Consider the following 18,231-nt stretch of genomic DNA (forward strand, 5'->3'; position numbering starts at 1 on the left):
AACGAAATAGGGAGTGAATCACTTGATTGATATATTACTGGTAGATGATGAGACATACGTAACAGAAAGTCTGGAACTTACGATCCCCTGGGGAGAGCTTGGAGTAACGACCGTGCTGCGTGCCGCATCCGGTAAAGAAGCGTTGGAGATTTTGGAGGAAAATGCAGTAGACATCGTAGTTACCGATATTCGCATGCCTGGCATGTCAGGACTGGATCTCATTGCAGAGGTAAGCAAGCGCTGGTCTCATATCCGCTGTATTTTACTAACGGGTCACAGTGATTTTGATTATGCTAAAAAAGCCATTCAATTGCAGGCAGCGGATTATATCCTGAAACCCGTAAACGATGATGAGTTTATGGGATCGGTGTCGGCAGCTATCACGTCTCTTCGCGATGAGTGGGATGAATTCGATAAATATCACCGGCTGTTATACAGTCGGAAGTCTGACTATAAAATTTTGCGGGAAAATCTCATGCATGATCTGCTGCTGGGGCGTGAGATCACGGCGCGGGCACTTCGGGAACAACTGCAACAATATGAGATTCATATCGATCCAGAACAATCGGCTGTGATGATGCTGATTCGCCTTACAGGACGTTTCTCATCAATGGACCAGCAGTCTCTGGATCTGATGGATTTTGCGGTAGGTAATATTGCAGAGGAAGTACTTGGAGAGCAATTTAACGTGTGGTTTGGTCGTGGACCCCATGAGTGTCTGGTTATGTTCTTGCAGAATCAAGATCAGATCGAAGCTCCGCAGATGGACTTGGAGACGTTGAGAATCTCAGCTGAAACTTTTCGTGAGCATGTCATTCGATATTTACAGGGAGATCTGTCCATGGTAGTTACACCGTCATTTCCCTTTAATGAGTTGACAGCAGCTTATCGGAAAAGTCTGGGTTCGCTTGTCCTTTCAGGACCGGAAGAACACAAGATTATATATATGGACATGGATCAGGCACTCAGCAAAAGACCGGAGAATGATGCAACGCAGGCGCTCGAAGAGCTGTACAAACCGCCTGTACTTCCGCAATTGCTCGAGACCAAGCAATGGGAAGCGGCAGCGCGTAAGCTGAACACAGTCTTTGACGCGGCCGAACAGGTACGATTGTCGAGAGAACATGTGTATGAGATGTATCTGTCCGTAACCAATGCATTTATGTATATCGCTCATAAACAGGGGCATCTGGTCCATGAGATTGATCATGCGGGATTCGATCTGCTCCTTGCTCATCAGTTGATTCAATCCCCCGAGAAGCTGCGGCGTTGGGCTACCGAGATGCTGGCGAAGCTTCAGGAAGAGTTGTCCGATCAGGAAGGTGTGCAGAGCCGCAGACATGTGATCAAGCAGGTTCAGGAGCTGGTGACAAGAGATACAGGACAGGATCTGTCAGTGAAGATGATTGCGGACAAGGTATATTTACACCCCGTATATCTATCGAAAATTTACAAGGCAGAGACTGGGGAAGGTCTTGGGGACTACATGATTCGTATGCGCATGGAACGTGCTCTATATCTGCTTAAGAATAGCAACAAAAAAATATACGAGATTACGAGTGAACTTGGCTATCAAAATCCGCAATATTTCAGCAAAATGTTCAAAAAACATTATGGTATGACACCAAATGAATTTCGGGATCAGGCATAATTTCAACAACATTCCAGAATATAGGTTGGCAAAGGTGCAGAAATCTTGATTTCGTATCATAGGCTCAAAGGCCTGGTCAGCCTATAATGAAAGGGTAACCAAAACGATTTAAGGGGGAACAACATGAGAGCGCAATCAACAAAAAAGAGATTCTTGACGCTTCTCGCTACAACGCTGAGTCTAACTGTCGTTCTTGCAGGATGTTCAGGAGGCAGTGGGGGCGGAGATAGTGCAACACCAAGTACATCTGGAACCCAAAACGAATACAAAGAGAAATATGATCCGGCAGTTACTATTACTACAGCATGGGGAATCGATCCAGAGCTGAAATTTAAAAATGGCGAATCCATGGAAAATAACGTGGCAACCAAGTGGGCCAAAGATCAATTCGGGATTGAAATCAAATCGTTGTGGTCAGTAACAGACACAAATGGAGCATTTGCAACCAAGCTTCGTCTTGCGATGTCATCAGGACAGGAAATGCCTGATATTGTAAACGTAGGTGATAATCTGCTTGCTCAGGATCTGATTGATTCTGGAATGTATCAAGAAGTAGGTCCACTGTTCGATAAATATGCTTCGGACACATGGAAAAAAGCAATTGAACAAGATCCAAACGTATGGAACCAGTATAGTCGTGATGGAAAAAGAATGGGTATCCCTGTTCTGGACTACGCCTACAACAATGATTACTTGCTCTGGATTCGTCAGGATTGGCTGGATAAGCTGAACATGAAGGCGCCAAAAACCATCGACGAACTAGAAGCTGTTATGGAAGCATTCAAAAACAATAACCCTGACGGCTTGGCTCCTGATAAAGTCACTCCGCTCAGCATTGGTTTCAAAACTTCCATGAATACATGGATGGGAGACCCATCTTGGATCTTCGGAGCATATGGAACATTGCCGTTCCAATGGAATCTGGGGGAAGACGGCAAGCTGGAGTATGGCTCCATCAATCCGGGTATGAAGCAAGGTCTGACCAAATTGAGCGAATGGCTCAAAAAAGGATATATCCCGCAGGAAGCAGCTCTATGGGATGAGAACAAAACAGCAGAGCCAGCAGTTGCAGGAACTGCAGGTATTATTCCAGGACCTTACTGGATGAGTGGATGGCCACTTCTCGATACAGTGAAAAATGTACCGAGTGCCGTGTGGAAACCAATTGAAATTCCGTCTGGTCCTGAAGGCAAAGCGATGCGTCACGGGACACAGTTCGTTAATGGTGTTACGTTGATCAAAAAAGATATGGCGCACCCAGAAGCATTCTTTACGTATCAGAACTACCTGTTCGACAATTATGCTGACCCGGCTCCGGGTAGCCAGTATGACAACGGTCTGTTTGCAGGATATGACTATCAATTGGATGCAGATGGGAAACAAATGCCGATTGACGAGATCGAAGGCGGATACGTGAACGTTGTACGTTATTTGCTTGTTCGTGACGGTGCTCGTATTCCAGATGCACAGATGAAAGCTCTGATGAATTTGGCCAATGGCAAAGAGCCGGAAACCAAGCTTGAAAAAGATGTTGCTGTCAACTACGGTAAAGAGACTCCAGCAGCAGCGAAAGTGTTGCTGAGCCAAGAAGAAATTTCCTTCAAGAACATGTTCACAGGTCCGACAACAAAGACCATGAAATCCAAGCTTGACTATTTGAACAAAATCGAGAATCAAGCATTTAACGAAATTATCTATGGCAAAAATCCGGTTGATGCGTTTGATACCTTTGTACAAACGTGGAAATCCGGTGGCGGTGACCAAATTACGCAAGAGGTTAACGAATGGTATGACAGTGTGAAAAAATAATTACAAGGAGCGCCCAGACGACTAACGTCTGGGCGCTTTTTTTGTTTATTAAAGCTGAGGCAAAGTGGTTGAATTTGTGCCATTTATATTGCTTTTATGTGCTGTTTGGACCCCGTAAAAGGTTGATATAATCGCATTATAAGCCACTCAGGGAGTACTTGAGTAGGAAGAAATACAGGGGGAGCAATCATGAGAACTTTGAAACGCACTTGGCCATTCCACGTTATGCTGTTGCCAGCCATTATCTTTCTGATTATCTTCAGTTATGTGCCTATGGGCGGAATCATTATGGCGTTCCAGAACTACAAGCCATGGCTTGGGATTAGCGGTTCTGAATGGGTTGGGCTGGACAACTTTAGATATTTGTTTGAACGTGAAGACAGCTTACAGGTCATCTGGAACACATTAATTATTGCTGTACTTAAACTGATTTTCAATTTATTTGTTCCATTTGTTTTTGCCATTCTTTTGAATGAGGTTCGCAAGATGGCTGTACAGCGAACGATTCAAACACTCGTATATTTACCTCACTTCTTGTCCTGGGTCATTCTGGGCGGGATTTTGATAGATCTGTTGTCAACAGGCGGCTTGGTTAACCGGGTTCTGGGAACCTTTGGACTTGGGCCATATTTCTTCCTGGGAGACAACAGTTGGTTCCGATCTACGGTCATTCTGACAGATGTGTGGAAAGAATTTGGCTATAACATGATTGTCTTTCTGGCTGCCCTTGCCGGAATTAATCCAGCGTTGTACGAAGCAGCGGAGATTGACGGAGCAGGACGCTGGAAACAGACACTGCACATTACAATCCCTTCGCTTGTGCCGATGCTGATGGTTGTAGGAACACTGGCGCTTGGTAACGTACTGAATGCCGGATTTGACCAGATATTCAACTTGTATAACCCGCTCGTATATCAAACGGGTGACATCATTGATACATTTGTATATCGTTCCGCAATGCAGAATGGTGAGATGGGCTTTGCAACCGCGATTGGATTGTTCAAATCGGTTATTAGTATGATCTTGATCCTTGTATCGTACAGCTTAGCCAAAAAATACGCTGGATATCGCATATTCTAAACGAATGAACATAGAAAGAAGGGACCACGATGTATCATAAATCATTGCCTTATCGCGTGTTTAATATAGTCAATACCTGCTTTCTGATTTTGGTGGCCATTATGTGTATCGTACCAATGATTCATGTACTGGCAGTATCCTTTAGTACAAAGGCTGCTGCCGACGCCAATCTGGTCAATCTCTGGCCCGTAGGTTTTTCACTTGAGGCTTACAAAAAGACGATGAACAATCCAATTTTCTTGAACTCGCTCTGGATTTCACTTCTACGTACAGTAATTGGTACAGCTATTACCTTGCTGATTACGTTCCTGGCAGCGTATCCGTTGTCCAAAGAGAATAGTGAATTCAAAGGCAGAACGATCTACTCCTGGATTTTTGTATTCAGTATGATTTTCAACGGGGGACTGGTGCCATTCTACATGGTTATCCAGAAGATCGGGTTGATGGATTCCTTCTGGGTACTGGTACTCCCAGGAGCAGTTAACACATTCCTTGTCATTCTGATGCTGAACTTCTTCCGCGGTATTCCAAAAGAGCTGGAGGAAGCGGCGCTCATGGATGGAGCTAACCATTTCAGAACATTGTTCAGGATCTTCCTTCCCATTTCGATGCCGTCCATTGCAACAATTGCATTGTTCAGTATGGTGTTCCACTGGAATTCCTGGTTTGATGGATTGCTCTACATGAATAACGCCAAGGATTACCCACTTGCTACATTTATGCAAACGGTCATTATTGGACGTGATATGAGTAGCATGAGCATGAATCCAAAAGAAATGGAAGCTCTCTCTCAAACTACGGTAAGGGCAGCTCAGATCTTCATCGGAAGTGCACCGATCTTGATTGTGTATCCTTTCCTGCAACGTTTCTTTGTCAAAGGTATGACGTTGGGCTCAGTTAAAGGCTGAGCCTGTACCCCAAATTAATGGAGGTTGATACAGTGAGCAACTTGACGGAAAAGACATTCATTCTGGGAATGGATGTGTCCTTTATGGATGAAATCGAACAGCATGGCGGGAGTTATAGTGATGTGGATGGCAAGGAACAAGACTTGCTGTCCATCCTGAAGATTAATGACGCTAACGCGATACGACTTCGAATCTGGAATGATCCTGTTGGTGGATTCTGCAATCTGGAGCGGACGGTGGAGGTAGCCAAACGGATCAAGGAACAGGGCTTGAAATTTTTGCTTGATTTCCATTATTCTGATCGCTGGGCTGATCCAGCCAATCAATGGAAGCCGAAAGCATGGGAGCACCTGTCCTATGAAGAGCTTCAACGTGCGGTATGCATGTATACGGCAGACGTTCTGAGAACGTTGAAGGAACACGATGCGCTTCCGGACATGGTGCAGGTGGGCAACGAGATTACACCAGGCATGTTATGGAATGAGGGACGTGTCGGTGGAGAAGAGCATGATACGGATGAACAGTGGGAGCGTTTTGCAGGCCTTGTGAAGTACGGAATTGCTGCGGTCAAATCCGTTGACGCGGATATTCAGATTATGATACATATTGATCGTGGTGGAGATAACGCCGAGAGCCGCAAGTTTTACGATCGCTTTGAAGCACTGGGTGTGGAGTTTGATATCATTGGTCTCTCGTATTACCCTTGGTGGCATGGCACACTCGACGCATTACGTGACAATCTGCATGATCTGGCTGAGCGTTATGGCAAACCGATCAATGTAGTTGAAACCGCTTATCCATGGACGCTGGAGCAGCTGGAAGGCATTGAATGGATATTGAATCAGGAAGATATGTTGTTACCAGGATACCCTGCAAGTGTCGAGGGACAGACCAAATACCTGAAGGATCTATTGCAGATTATTCGCGAAGTTCCTGGTGGTTTGGGGCACGGATTCTATTATTGGGAACCTGCCTGGATACCAAGTAAAGAAGAATGGTCCGTCGGTCATCCGAATAACTGGGGCAACCTCACTATGTTTGATTTTAAAGGTCGCAAGTTGGAATCGTTTACAGCACTTGCTGCTGTTGAAGAATCAGATGTCGTGACATACGTGTAATCTAGCGTAATAGGTATCGTTCTGTGAAGTCGTTGTTATCGTATATAAACTAAAAACAGTAATTAATGCAAGGGAGTTGTCCTTATGACATACAAATTTCCACCTGTAAGTTCCAAAGCCCCGCACATGTTGCATGGCGCAGACTATAACCCGGAGCAATGGCTCCGCTATCCTGAAGTTCTGGAAGAAGATATTCGCTTGATGAAGCTTGCCAAGTGTAACGTGATGTCCATTGGTATCTTCTCATGGGTATCCCTTGAGCCGGAAGAGGGCATATACACGTTTGAATGGCTGGATCAGGTTTTGGATCGTTTTGCAGCAAACGGCATCTATGCATTCCTCGCTACACCAAGTGGTGCTAGACCTGCTTGGATGTCCGCGAAGTACCCGGAAGTGCTCCGTGTATCCGAGAAGCGTGTCCGCAATCTGCATGGTTTCCGTCACAACCATTGTTATACTTCCCCGGTATACCGTGAGAAAGTTACTGCGATCAACACAAAACTGGCAGAACGTTATTCGGATCATCCGGCTGTAATTGGCTGGCATATCTCGAACGAGTTCGGCGGAGACTGTCATTGTGATTATTGTCAGGAAGCATTCCGTGGTTGGGTTCAGAAGAAGTATAAAACACTCGATGAACTGAATCATTCGTGGTGGACCACATTCTGGAGCCATACGGTTACAGACTGGAGTCAAGTGGAATCTCCGGCTCCACACGGTGAGACACAGGTACACGCAATGAATCTGGACTGGCGCCGTTTCGTTACGGATCAGACAGCTGATTTTATCGTGCATGAAACGAAACCATTAAAAGCTCAGAATCCTGATCTGCCAGTCACAACCAACCTGATGGAATTCTATGGCGGTCTGAACTATTGGAAGTTCGCTGATATTCTGGATTTCCTCTCTTGGGACAGTTATCCGACTTGGCATGATGCAGATGACGACGCGAAACAGGCATCACGTATCGCAATGATGCATGACATCGTTCGTTCAATCAAAGGCGGTCAGCCGTTCTTGCTGATGGAGAGTACTCCAAGTTCGACGAATTGGCAAGATGTCAGCAAGCTGAAAAAACCTGGCATGCATCTGCTCTCTTCTCTCCAGGCTGTGGCACACGGCTCCGATAGTGTTCAGTACTTCCAGTGGAGAAAAAGCCGGGGGTCCAGTGAGAAACTTCATGGTGCGGTGGTAGACCACGTAGGAACGGAACACACTCGAGTGTTCCAAGATGTCACCGACGTAGGAACGGCTCTTGAAGGCATGGAAGCTATTGTAGGAACAGCGGTTCCGGCAGAAGTTGCAATCATATTTGATTGGGAAAACCGCTGGGCCGTTAATGATTCCCAGGGTCCGCGTAATATCGGTGTGAAGTATGAGCAGACGGTGGAAGAGCATTACGAAGCGTTTTGGAAAAAGGGAGTCGCTGTAGACGTTATTGATATGGATGCAGATCTGTCCAAGTATAAGTTGCTGATTGCGCCAATGCTCTATCTGGTACGTGAAGGTGTCGGGGAACGTATTGAGAAGTTTGTAGAACAAGGTGGTACGTTTGTAGCAACTTACTGGTCTGGTATTGTTAACGAAAACGATCTGTGTTTCCTGGGTGGATTCCCAGGCCCGCTGCGTAAGACACTTGGCATCTGGTCCGAGGAAATTGACGGACTGCATGATCGTGATCTGAACGGAATTATCCCTGAGAAGGGCAATGAGCTTCAGCTCAATACAGCGTATGATGCAATTGAACTGTGTGATCTGATTCATCTGGAAGGCGCGAAGTCCCTGGCTACGTACCGTTCTGACTTTTATGCTGGACGCCCTGCATTGACGGTTAACCAGTTGGGTTCAGGAAAAGCATATTACGTAGCGACACGTCTGAAAGCACCATTCTATGATGATTTCTATGCGAAGCTAATCGCTGACCTGAACATTGAGCGTGGACTTGAAACTGAGCTGCCTGCCGGAACAACGGCACATACGCGTACAGATGGTACAGCAGATTATGTGTTTGTACAGAATTACACGCCAGATGAGAAGCTGATTGAACTAGATGGACAGTCCTATACCGATCTGCTCAGTGGTGATGCTGTGGAAGCAAGTCTCAGCTTGAAGCCATATGACATTTGTGTTCTGCGCAGACCGGCTGCCCGGAAATAATGTAGATTCTATATGTTACTAAATAAATGAAGTTAGTAATTAGAAAAAGAGTGCCCTGAACGCCTGCATTGGTGTTCAGGGCATCTTTTTTATTTTATGCATTTGGCTGTTGAACGACTTTTTCTGGACAAGATAAAGGATAAACGTGTCCGCGCAGCGAAGACAAACACGTAACATGTAACTCAAGACTTTCAGTCTGGGAGGAATGGAAATGAATCAAAGAAATCTGGATGGTAACAGCATTATTATTCGACTGGAAATGACAACTAAGGATATCAAGTTTGGCGAAGTGGCTTCGGCCATCTCGGAAGCTGGGGGAGACATCATTGCCATCGACGTGATTTCCACCAATCAGGATGTAAGCGTGCGCGACTTGACGGTCGCAGTTACAGATGCACAAGATAACAGTAAAATTATAGAAGGGGTGCGCCAGCTCAAAGGTGTATCCATCATTAACGTATCAGATCGAACGTTCTTGCTGCATTTGGGCGGCAAGATCGAAGTTACACCGAAGACCCCGATTCAGAATCGGGAAGACCTGTCGCGTGTGTATACCCCGGATGTGGCTCGAGTATGTTCGGCCATTGCAGAAGAACCCGGCAAAGCCTTCTCATTGACAATTAAACGGAATACAGTGGCCGTCGTATCTGATGGCAGTGCAGTGCTTGGGCTTGGTAATATTGGGCCTCGTGCAGCGATGCCTGTCATGGAAGGTAAAGCGATGTTATTCAAACAGTTTGCTGGTGTGGATGCTTTCCCAATCTGCCTGGACACACAGGATACCGAGGAAATCATACGTACTGTGAAAGCGATCTCACCTGGTTTTGGCGGTATTAATCTGGAGGATATCTCGTCACCGCGTTGTTTCGAAATTGAACGTCGTCTGAATGAGGAATTGGACATTCCTGTATTTCATGATGACCAGCATGGCACAGCGGTTGTGTTATATGCCGGTCTGATCAATGCACTCAAACTGGTGGGCAAGTCCATTGAAGATGTGAAGATTGTGGTCTGTGGTATCGGTGCAGCAGGTGTGGCATGCAGCAATATATTATTGTCCGCGGGAGCCAGCCGGCTTATAGGTGTCGATCGTGAAGGTGCAATTGTACGGACACAAACCTATGAGAATGAAGTCTGGAGTGATTATGCAGCTCGTACTAATCCCGAACTGGAGACTGGTTCGCTGCGTGATGTCATTCGTGGAGCCGATGTGTTCATTGGCCTATCCCGCGGGAATCTGTTAACTCGCGAAGATGTACAGACCATGGCAGAAGATCCAATCGTGTTTGCAATGGCAAACCCGGTGCCTGAGATTATGCCTGCCTTGGTGGAAGACATTGTGGCTGTAATGGCAACAGGACGATCCGATTATCCGAATCAGATTAACAATGTGTTATGTTTCCCGGGCATCTTCAGGGCAGTTTTGGATTGCCGAGCCACCGAAATTAATGAAGAAATGAAGCTGGCAGCCGCGCAAGCGATTGCTTCGGCCATTACGGACGAAGAGCGTACACGTTATTACATTATTCCGAGTGTGTTCAATGATAAAGTAGTCAAATCGATGCGCAGTCGCGTAATTGAAGCAGCTGTTAAGACGGGTGTAGCTCGACGTATTCCTCGTGAACAGGCCCGTGAAGGCGGGGAATCGTAAGATGTCAGAGAACCCTCTTCAACCTGGCGGGAATCTGCAAGAATTAGGGCACATGCATAATATAGATGGAATAACGGCAGGAGAGGCCGTTCTGCGCGCCGCCCGATCCTTTGTTCAAGGGGACTCATCCAGGCATAGTGATGGTCATGACTGGCCGCACATTGAACGGGTAACCGCACTTGCGGTTGAACTCGCTCACCGCATGGGTGCAGATCCATTTGTCTGCGAGCTCGCTGCATTATTACATGATGTACCGGATGAGAAGCTGAATGAGAGCTTGGAAGCCGGGATGGCAAAACTGAATGACTGGCTGGATACCCAGCCTCTTGACTGGGATATACGTAATAAGGTTGTGGGTATTATTAGTACCATCTCATATGCGGGAGGCCAGCGTCCTGCGGTCAGTTCGCTTGAAGCACAGGTTGTTCAGGATGCGGATCGACTAGATGCATTGGGTGCGATTGGGATCGCGCGAACCTTTGCCTTTTCAGGTGCCAGAGGGCGCGAGATGTACGATCCTTCCCTTCCCCCACGGGAGCAGATGACCCGTGAGGAATATCGCAATGGGCGCAGCACAACGATAAATCACTTTTACGAGAAGTTGTTCAAGCTCAAGGATCTGATGAATACCTCCTATGGCAAGGAGCTGGCGGAACAGCGTCATGATTATATGGTGCAGTTTGTGGACCAGTTCAAAAGGGAATGGGAGGGCACGGACCGTTAGGCAGGCATAATAAGCATGAGTATTCCACAGAGGTATAATTAGTAACAGAGGCGAATCTTTGAAGTGGCGAAAATCCATTTTGAAGATTTGCTTCTTTTTGGGTTAATAATGTGTATTAACATACATAAAGGAATCAATTTCACAATACCTCTGACTTATGACATGGCAACGGAAGACCTTACATGGTACAATAAATCGTTCTCCTGAATGAATTCAGGCAAAAAAAGAAATATGGGGTAATAATGAACATGATTATCAAATGTAAAATTTCAGGTTCGGTAAAGAGGAGGGGTCATCACCATGTCGTTTGGTGCGCGTGTACTTAAGACGGGGATCGCGGTCACGCTTGCCTTGTACCTAAGCAGCCTGTTCTTGAACCCGCAATCTCCCGTGCCTGCCGCAATCGCGGCTATATTCGCCATGCAGCCTTCCATCTATCGTTCCTGGAAATACTTCCTAGATCAATTGCAAACGACCACGCTGGGAGCTATTGTCGCCCTGGTGGGGGGCATGGTGTTGTCCAATGAGCCAATCGCCGTTGGATTAATTATTGTACTTGTCATCATGATCTGTCTTAAATTGAATATGGGTGAGACGGTTGGCCTGACACTGGTCACGGTTGTATCCATTATGGAAGCCTCGGGTGATTGGCATTTTGCACTCAATCGTTTTCTGTTGACATTGGTTGGTATTGTATCGGCGTTTCTCATCAACATTACGGTATTTCCTCCGAAACCGAAGGTTCAGTTCGTGAAGCAGATCCATAGTGTATTCAGCGGTATGTCGTTGCTTCTGCGAACTTCGATCTCGGATGAGATCAAGGAAGTTGTATTCCGGGAGGAGAAAAGTAACCTGGGCGGTTCCATTAAGTCTTTGTCCGACAAGTATAACTTGTTCGAAGAGGAACAGAAAAAGATGAAACGTTCGAAATTCAGCGAAACTCGTCAGATGGTGGTCTACAAACAAATGCTGCTGAGTTTGCAAAAAGGGTACGAGGTGCTGGATTCGGTGGAACGCCACTATTTCCAGGCACCGCGGACAACGGCCATGGATCAGTTTTTTGACTCACATCTTGAACTGGTTATCAAATTCCATGAGCATGCACTGCTCAAGTTCGAGGATAAGCTGAAACCTAATGGGGAAGAGGCCGCACAGTTTGTATTGGATAATGACCGTTTCATGGAGCAGGCGATCACCCAGTTTGATATCGACAAGGAAGGGATGTTACGATTGTCTATCGTGGCTGCTGCCATTTATGATTATGGATATCAGTTGGAACGTTTGAATCGACTAGCCGAACATGTGCATAGCGCCAGTGAAGACAAAGAATCACAGGACAAAATTTTGAATTGGCTTAAGTGGCCTTAAATTTAAGTTCAAAAAGTCTGGTTTTCAGTACCAAGAAGATGGAATGAAGATAGAAATGGAGTAGCGGAGCGTAGGAAAACTACGTGAGCAACGGACATTTCGGCTGAATTTCATATTCGATGCTGATGATGCCGTTAGGCATGATTCGTAATCAAAATTAGACTTTTTGAACAACCTCTAAGTGCGAATTGCACACCTGCTTGGCGATCATATACAATGTAGTTACAACATAGCCCGGACAATCGTGTCCGGGTTGTTTTGTCATACATAGGGCTGAAGCGCATGAATGAATATTAACGAACTGAGGGATAGAGACATGATTATAGAGGAATTGGACGCTGAACTAATGGAATGGTTGAGTGGGACAAATCTGGAGCATAAACAGCATGAAGCCATGCAACTGCTGACCGTATCTGAGGATCAATGGCCGCATCAGGCGATGATTAGTATGGGGGAAGTGATTGCGATAAATCCGCATCAGCTTAGACTGGCTCTATGGCCAGGTACACAGACCAGTATGAACATGAGCAAAACAGGCAAGGCTACCTTGATTGCGGTTCAAGGACATCGATTGTTGCATATCCGTATAGAAGTAGAACGGCTGCCTGAGATGAAGGGGGCTGTCCATCCGAGAGATCGTTTTGAAGCACAAGTGCTCCAGGTACGTGTGGATCACGCGCCATATGCGGAGATCACTTCAGGAATAACCTTTCAATTAAAAGATGAACTTGGAGCAATTACACGCTGGAAAGAGACGATTGAAGAATTACGAAAGTAGGCAGGAGTAGCTAAGTCAGTTGAGGACCTGGTGATTGGGTAATAATGAAGAAGAAAACAACAAAAAACGCCTCCGCTTGCATCGGGACGTTGTCACTGGTACAATAAAAAATGGTTTTCAGAAAATTAGAACTAATTAACATATAATTAAAATGTTTACTTTCTAATAATTATACCATTGCCTTTTCGGGCTTGTCAAATGGGATTTTGAGGACACAATCCGGGGAAAGAGGGGCTATTAACATATGAGTACAGATCAGCAATGGAATGTGGAACAACAACGGGTCAACACCGTGACCGATCAGATTGAACGCAAGATCTCAACGCTGGAAGATGAAGTTGGTTCCTTCCGTGACGAAGTGGTTGGCATGAGAAAAGACTTCTGGGACGAAGTCACGATGAACTTTAGCGAAGCAGATGATGTCGGGGAGACTTCAACCAGCATGCGGCAGCAGTCACAGGTATTGTCCGATCGGGAGCGCAGTCATCTCAATACAGCGGCTGCGTTGGATAAAATGAAACGACTGCATCATTCACCATATTTTGGCCGCATTGATTTTAAGGAAGATGGATATCCAAATGCAGAACGCATTTATCTGGGCATTGCATCGTTACTGGATGAAAAAGAGGAATCTTTTCTGGTCTATGACTGGCGTGCGCCAATCTCCAACCTGTATTATGACGGAGCACCGGGTCCAATCACGTATCATACACCCAGTGGGGAGATCAGCGGTGATATAGAGATGAAGCGACAGTTTGTCATTCGGGATGGTCGTATCCGGTTTATGTTTGACACAGGGGTCACGATTGGTGATGAGTTGTTGCAGGCCGTGCTCAGTCGAACTTCGGATGCACAGATGAAGAGTATTGTAGCGACCATTCAGAAGGAGCAAAACCGGATTATCCGTAATGACCGGATACGTATGCTCATTGTGCAAGGCGCAGCCGGCAGTGGCAAAACATCCGCGGCGCTCCAGCGTGTGGCATATCTTCTCTATAAATACCGCGAGCATCTGCAAGCGGATCAGATGGTTCTTTTTTCACCAAATCCAATGTTCAACAGTTATGTCTCCACGGTACTGCCTGAGCTTGGGGAGGAAAACATGTTGCAAACGACCTTCCAGGAGTATCTGGAGCGCCGTTTGGGTCGTGAATATCAACTGGAAGATCCGTTTATTCAACTCGAATATGTACTTACGGGGACGGAAGATCCCGATTACGATGTTCGCATGTCCAGCATTCGCTTCAAGTCGTCCGAAACGTTCCTCAAGGTGATTACACGTTATAAGGAAAGTATGTTGTCAGGTGGCATGAAATTCAAGCCGGTTCGCTTCCAAGGCCGAGCGATTGTCACGTCAGAGGCTATGGCTGAGAAATTCTACAGTTTTGAGTCATCCGTTAAGCTGGTGAGTCGACTGGAGCTGTTACGGGACTGGATGCTGAAAGAACTGTCTGCCTTTGGTAAAGGTGAACTGGATGCGCCTTGGGTTGATCAGCAGCTTGATCTGATGGAGCCGGAGGATCTGCAACGCGCGTATCAACGGTTGAAGCGCAAGCAAAAAGGAAAGACCCATACGTTTAATGACTTCGAGCAGGAAAGAGGGATTCTGGCACGTATGGTGGTCAGTGACCGACTCAAACCGTTGCGAAAATGGATTAAGTCCTTACGATTCGTTGATATAAGACAATTATATGCACATCTATTCAACGATCAGGCTCAGATGGAGCGATTGCTGGGTGACGAAGCGCTGCCTGCTCAATGGGATGAAATCTGTAAGATGACTTTACGCAGATTGAAGCTTCAGGAGTTGGCATATGAAGATATTACGCCATACTTGTACTTGCGTGAGCTTATGCTTGGATTCCATATTAACTCGAATATTCGTCATGTCATTATTGATGAAGCCCAGGATTATTCTGCGTTTCAGTTGGCATTTATGAAGAGATTGTTCCCACGGGCGAAAATAACAGCACTTGGTGACTTTAATCAGGCAATCTATGCCCACTCTTCAGTACTTAGTGGAACAGGACCCTTGACTAACCTGTACGGACCAGACAACACGGAAGTCATTGAGCTGACCAGAAGTTATCGATCTACCCGGGAGATCGTGGAGTTTACACGTGGCATGGTGCCTGGTGGGGAAGAGATTATTCCATTTAACCGCAGCGGTGAGAAACCTAAAGTGATCGTTTCTTCTGATTCAGAGCGTCATATGAATGTCATCACGACAGACCTCAAGCACTTGATTAAGGAAGGGTACGAATCGGTTGCAGTTATCTGCAAAACCGCCGAAGAGAGCAGAGACGTACATGCTGCATTGAGTAAGGCGCTGCCCACAGCACCGAAGTTAATCAAAAAAACGACGCTGGCTTTTGAGCAGGGTGTTCATGTCATCCCAGCGTATCTGGCCAAAGGTGTGGAATTCGATGCAGTCCTGATCTATGACGGCTCTGCGGAGCAGTATGCTCAGGAGCATGAACGCAAGTTGTTCTATACGGCTTGCACACGAGCGATGCATCTGCTGCACGTTTACTGCGTGGGCACACCAAGTCCGTTCATTACCGCCCAGTCGGAAGAACAGTATGATCTTGGCAAGGTGTCTGCTGCGCAAGTGGACTGACATAACACTTCATATGCATGAAGAAGGCTTCCGTTCAATGGAACGGGAGTTTTTCTGTATATGATACATATATCGGGAAGAAGCTAGCTTAGCGAGGGAATTATACGTGATGAGGTTACAGCCATATAGGTGATCGTATTGATAAAAATACCTAACGTGAATTCGTAAGGATTGGGTCCCGTGGATAAATACGTCTGCATAATTTGTATTTAAGCACAATGGATGTGATTTTTCTTTACACATGAGGTCCGGACTCATATAATCGTAACAATATATTTTTTTTGGATCGTTTATTAAAGGAGGCAACAAAATGAACAAACCATCTTTTGAACGGCCACTTATGGCCGATTGTGTACCGGATCTGGTCGCTACAGCACGGGGAGATTTGCCAGCGACTTTGGTCATTCGGGGAGGTACGCTGGTAAACGTGATATCGGGTGAGATTTTGCCTGAGATGTCCATAGCTGTACAGGGAGCTCGAATCGCTTATGTCGGTAAAGATGTAAGCCACACTATCGGAGAACATACGCGGATTATTGAAGCAAACGGTAAGTATATCGCTCCTGGTCTGTTGGATGGACACTGCCATATCGAAAGTACACAGATGAAAGTAACCGAGTTTGCGAGAGCGGTATTGCCTTCAGGCACGACCGGAGGTTTCTTTGACCCTCATGAGATCTCTAACGTGCTTGGCCTCAAAGGTCTGAGAATGATGCTGGATGAAGCGCGGACCACACCGATGGCTGCTTATATGCAGGTGGCTTCCTGTGTCCCTTCCACGCATCCAGGATTGGAGACAACAGGTGCTTATATCGGACCTGAAGAGGTAGCTGAGGCTCTTTCCTGGGGTCCGGACATGATTGGTCTTGGTGAAGTGATGAACTTCCCTGGAGTGGTCTATGGGGATGAGACGATGATCGGTGAGATACAGGCAACGCTCCGGGCAGGTAAAGTGGCAGACGGTCATTTCACCTGGGCTGCAGATGACTGGCGTCTGCCAGCCTACGCAGCGAGTGGTGTTACAGGGGATCATGAATGTGTGACCAAGGAAGATGTGGTTGAACGTCTGCGACTCGGGATGTACGCGAAGATGCGCCAAGGTTCAGCATGGCATGATGTGGCTGAGACGATCAAAGCCTGCACTGAGCTTGGTCTGGATACACGCCGGATGATGCTGGTGACCGATGACCGAAGCTCTGAATCGTTGCTCAAAGAAGGACATATGGATTTTGTTGTTCGTCTCGCAATCTCCCAAGGGGTGAAGCCGGTTACGGCTTTTCAGATGGCAACCATTAACACGGCTGAGCGCTTTGGTGTTGCGCGCGACATTGGTGCGATTATTCCGGGCAATATAGCCGATATTATTCTACTGGACGGCCGGTTGGCGGATGTACGTGTGGGCATGACGATTGCTGCCGGGCAAGTTGTAGCTGAGAATGGGAAAATGACGGAGGTCTGGGACAGCTTCACGTACCCTGAGGAAGCGCTGAACACGGTGAAGTTAGAAGCTAATATTCAGCCGGAAGATCTGGAGTTGGCTGCACCGATTGTAGAGGGGATCATTGGTGCCAAAATCATTCATGTGACAGAGAACCATGTGGATACGAAGGAAAAACACCTGCCTGTTACCGTAGAGAACGGCAAGGTTGTGGTTTCAACTTCAGGGGAAGTATGCAAAATTGCGGTATTGGAGCGTCACAAACAAACCGGGAATCGAGCGGTAGCGCTTGTTGGAGGCATCGGCTTCACATCACCTGCAGCGATTGCGATGACAGTTGCTCATGATAGTCACAACCTGTTGATTATCGGTAATGATGATGCATTAATGGCTGAAGCTGGCAATCGCGTCATTCGTATGCAGGGCGGGGTGGCCGTGGTAACGGCAGCAGGGGTAACCGAATTCCCGCTACGGATTGCAGGTTTGATGTCAACCGAATCTTTTGAAGTCGTTGCAGCCCAATCGGCAGCAGTCAGTGAAGCTTTACAGTCCGCAGGATGTACGTTGAATAATGCGTTCATGACGCTTTCGTTGCTCGCGCTGGTTGTGATTCCAGAATTACGTTTGTCCGACAAGGGGCTTGTGCGGATCTCGGCAGAAGGTATTGAACTGGTGTCTCTTTTCGATGAAGTGGTTGACAATACACCGGTAGCTCCATCGGGTAATGAATGAACGGAAATGTCGACTAGGCATCATTAAATAGGGTTCCATATAAAGCCGCCTTAGGGCGGTTTTTTGGTGTGTTTTGAGAGAAAACGCTTTCTAGGTCTTCTGGAGCTTGGTGTACATATGGCAATAATGACTGAAGTCATGCTGGAATAAGGATTGAATTTGAAAATAATAAATAATTGTGACTTTTGAACTATACA

12 protein-coding genes are annotated in these 18,231 nt (G+C 46.5%); all 12 read left to right on the plus strand.

Annotation, left to right across the window (positions count from 1 at the left end):
- Positions 1-22: 22 nt before the first annotated feature.
- The 12 genes from NSQ20_RS10905 to NSQ20_RS10960 all read left to right on the plus strand — a co-directional run bounded on the left by NSQ20_RS10905 (position 23) and on the right by NSQ20_RS10960 (position 18,034).
- Positions 23-1,651, plus strand: coding sequence for a response regulator (locus tag NSQ20_RS10905; RefSeq protein ID WP_340032422.1), 1,629 nt, complete (start codon positions 23-25; stop codon positions 1,649-1,651).
- A gap of 123 nt (positions 1,652-1,774) precedes the next feature.
- The gene (locus tag NSQ20_RS10910) at positions 1,775-3,460 is read left to right on the plus strand and encodes an extracellular solute-binding protein (RefSeq protein WP_253507358.1); all 1,686 of its coding nucleotides are present in this window, start codon (positions 1,775-1,777) and stop codon (positions 3,458-3,460) included.
- Between the two features lie 189 nt (positions 3,461-3,649).
- Positions 3,650-4,540: an ABC transporter permease subunit gene (locus NSQ20_RS10915; RefSeq protein ID WP_017689297.1), complete on the plus strand. Its 891-nt coding sequence runs from the start codon at positions 3,650-3,652 to the stop codon at positions 4,538-4,540.
- Positions 4,541-4,569: 29 nt separating this feature from the next.
- A complete protein-coding gene (locus NSQ20_RS10920; RefSeq protein ID WP_036670224.1) occupies positions 4,570-5,448 on the plus strand; it encodes a carbohydrate ABC transporter permease in 879 nt (292 codons plus the stop codon).
- 32 nt (positions 5,449-5,480) lie between these two features.
- A complete protein-coding gene (locus NSQ20_RS10925; RefSeq protein ID WP_340032423.1) occupies positions 5,481-6,566 on the plus strand; it encodes an arabinogalactan endo-1,4-beta-galactosidase in 1,086 nt (361 codons plus the stop codon).
- Positions 6,567-6,650: 84 nt separating this feature from the next.
- Positions 6,651-8,723: a beta-galactosidase gene (locus NSQ20_RS10930; protein WP_340032424.1), complete on the plus strand. Its 2,073-nt coding sequence runs from the start codon at positions 6,651-6,653 to the stop codon at positions 8,721-8,723.
- A gap of 211 nt (positions 8,724-8,934) precedes the next feature.
- Positions 8,935-10,374 (plus strand): NAD-dependent malic enzyme, encoded by a 1,440-nt coding sequence (locus tag NSQ20_RS10935; protein ID WP_340032425.1) that lies wholly within the window; start codon positions 8,935-8,937, stop codon positions 10,372-10,374.
- Position 10,375: 1 nt separating this feature from the next.
- A complete protein-coding gene (locus NSQ20_RS10940) occupies positions 10,376-11,098 on the plus strand; it encodes an HD domain-containing protein (RefSeq protein ID WP_340032426.1) in 723 nt (240 codons plus the stop codon).
- Between the two features lie 300 nt (positions 11,099-11,398).
- On the plus strand, positions 11,399-12,466 hold the full coding sequence (locus tag NSQ20_RS10945; protein ID WP_017689291.1) for an aromatic acid exporter family protein: 1,068 nt from the start codon (positions 11,399-11,401) through the stop codon (positions 12,464-12,466).
- A gap of 316 nt (positions 12,467-12,782) precedes the next feature.
- Positions 12,783-13,244 (plus strand): pyridoxamine 5'-phosphate oxidase family protein, encoded by a 462-nt coding sequence (locus NSQ20_RS10950; protein ID WP_340032427.1) that lies wholly within the window; start codon positions 12,783-12,785, stop codon positions 13,242-13,244.
- Between the two features lie 244 nt (positions 13,245-13,488).
- The gene (gene helD / locus NSQ20_RS10955) at positions 13,489-15,864 is read left to right on the plus strand and encodes an RNA polymerase recycling motor HelD (protein WP_340032428.1); all 2,376 of its coding nucleotides are present in this window, start codon (positions 13,489-13,491) and stop codon (positions 15,862-15,864) included.
- A gap of 310 nt (positions 15,865-16,174) precedes the next feature.
- Complete coding sequence (locus NSQ20_RS10960; RefSeq protein WP_340032429.1) at positions 16,175-18,034, plus strand: adenine deaminase C-terminal domain-containing protein; 1,860 nt, start codon at positions 16,175-16,177, stop codon at positions 18,032-18,034.
- Positions 18,035-18,231 lie beyond the last annotated feature (197 nt).

This window comes from Paenibacillus sp. FSL K6-1122, from assembly GCF_037977015.1.
Lineage (GTDB): Bacteria > Bacillota > Bacilli > Paenibacillales > Paenibacillaceae > Paenibacillus > Paenibacillus amylolyticus.

Bases quoted from the DNA above. Each gene is read 5' to 3' on its own strand.
- NSQ20_RS10920 (WP_036670224.1), top strand. From the start codon at position 4,570: ATGTATCATAAATCATTGCCTTATCGCGTGTTTAATATAGTCAATACC.
- NSQ20_RS10930 (WP_340032424.1), top strand. From the start codon at position 6,651: ATGACATACAAATTTCCACCTGTAAGTTCCAAAGCCCCGCACATGTTG.
- NSQ20_RS10950 (WP_340032427.1), top strand. From the start codon at position 12,783: ATGATTATAGAGGAATTGGACGCTGAACTAATGGAATGGTTGAGTGGG.
- NSQ20_RS10945 (WP_017689291.1), top strand. From the start codon at position 11,399: ATGTCGTTTGGTGCGCGTGTACTTAAGACGGGGATCGCGGTCACGCTT.
- NSQ20_RS10915 (WP_017689297.1), top strand. From the start codon at position 3,650: ATGAGAACTTTGAAACGCACTTGGCCATTCCACGTTATGCTGTTGCCA.
- NSQ20_RS10935 (WP_340032425.1), top strand. From the start codon at position 8,935: ATGAATCAAAGAAATCTGGATGGTAACAGCATTATTATTCGACTGGAA.
- NSQ20_RS10910 (WP_253507358.1), top strand. From the start codon at position 1,775: ATGAGAGCGCAATCAACAAAAAAGAGATTCTTGACGCTTCTCGCTACA.
- NSQ20_RS10940 (WP_340032426.1), top strand. From the start codon at position 10,376: ATGTCAGAGAACCCTCTTCAACCTGGCGGGAATCTGCAAGAATTAGGG.
- NSQ20_RS10960 (WP_340032429.1), top strand. From the start codon at position 16,175: ATGAACAAACCATCTTTTGAACGGCCACTTATGGCCGATTGTGTACCG.
- helD (WP_340032428.1), top strand. From the start codon at position 13,489: ATGAGTACAGATCAGCAATGGAATGTGGAACAACAACGGGTCAACACC.